The sequence below is a fragment of the Nonomuraea antri genome (genome assembly GCF_013283785.1).
Lineage (GTDB): Bacteria > Actinomycetota > Actinomycetes > Streptosporangiales > Streptosporangiaceae > Nonomuraea > Nonomuraea antri.
In genome coordinates this window covers 1-1,325 of sequence record NZ_JABCPZ010000535.1, presented here as the reverse complement: position 1 = coordinate 1,325, position 1,325 = coordinate 1, and the positions used below count along the sequence as shown (strand labels likewise).

Below are 1,325 nucleotides of genomic sequence, written 5' to 3'. Positions count from 1 at the left end.
CTGACAGTGATGATGTAGATGAGCGCTTCCCGACAGGGTCTGACCCAGCGACTGACTGACCTCGAGGTCCTCAACGGGATCTGTCGGCCCTGGCCGGGAAGCGCTCGTGTGCACTCACCGGACGCGGCACCTGTGACTTCATAGGAGCCTGGCCAGAGGCCCCATCACTGTCTTGTCCGCGCTGCCCGGCTGGTGCGTGCCGCCCTGCCCCCCGGTCAAGACGACAGGACGACGATGACCTCCATTACACCCGACAATGCGCCGGTCAGCGAAGTCGCCGGCGGTGTCGACACCCACCAAGACACCCACACCGCGGCCGTGATCGACGGCGTCGGCCGGGTGCTGGGCACCGAGCAGTTCCCCGCCACCCCGGCCGGATATGCCGCCCTGCTCACCTGGATGCGCGCTTTCGGGCAGCTGAGCCGGGTCGGGGTCGAAGGCACCGGCGTCTACGGAGCCGGGCTCACCCGGCTGCTGCAGGCCGAGCACATCGACGTCATCGAGATCGACCGGCCCAGCCGCAAAACCCGCCGCTTCCAGGGCAAGTCCGACCCGATCGACGCCATCGCCGCCGCCAAGGCCGCCCTGGCCGGCGACCGCACCGGCATCCCGAAACAGCGCGACGGCCGGATCGAGGCGTTGCGCGCCCTGCGCATCGCCCGCCGCTCGGCCGTCGACCAGCGCGCCGACACCCAGCGGCAGATCAAGGCCCTGATCGTCACCGCCCCGGACGCGCTCCGTCAGCGCCTGCGCCGCCTGACCAGCACGAAACTGATCGCCACCTGCGCCGCCCTGCGCCCGGACCGCGACCACGCCGCCGACCCGCTCACCGCCACCCAGCTCGCGCTGCGTTCCCTGGCCCGCCGCCACCGGCAGCTGTCCGCCGAGATCGCCGACCTCGACGAACTCCTGGACGCCCTGGTCACGGCGATCAACCCCCGGCTGAGCGCCGCCCACGGCGTGGGCACCGACACCGCCGGGCAGCTCCTGCTCACCGCCGGCGAAAACCACGACCGCATCCCCAGCGAGGCCGCCTTCGCCATGCTCTGCGGCGTCGCACCGATCCCGGCCTCCTCCGGCAAGACCACCCGGCACCGCCTCAACCGCGGCGGCGACCGCCAGGCCAACGCCGCCCTGTATCGCGTCGTCCTGTGCCGCCTGCGCTGGGATCCCCGCACCCGCGCCTACATGGAACGACGCACCCAAGACGGCCTGTCCAAGAAAGAGATCATCCGCTGCCTCAAGCGCTACGTCGCCCGCGAACTCTACGGACTCATCACATCAAAGGATCAAGAACGCTCCGCTTGACATCCATAGGAGCATCC

At 70.3% G+C, this 1,325-nt stretch carries 1 protein-coding gene; it reads left to right on the top strand.

What is annotated here, in order from left to right; genetic code table 11:
• Positions 1-234 precede the first annotated feature (234 nt).
• On the top strand, positions 235-1,308 hold the full coding sequence (locus tag HII36_RS55190) for an IS110 family RNA-guided transposase (RefSeq protein WP_173531387.1): 1,074 nt from the start codon (positions 235-237) through the stop codon (positions 1,306-1,308).
• Positions 1,309-1,325 lie beyond the last annotated feature (17 nt).

What these genes read in the sequence shown, in the direction of transcription:
- HII36_RS55190 (WP_173531387.1), top strand. Translation starts at nt 235, where the DNA reads ATGACCTCCATTACACCCGACAATGCGCCGGTCAGCGAAGTCGCCGGC.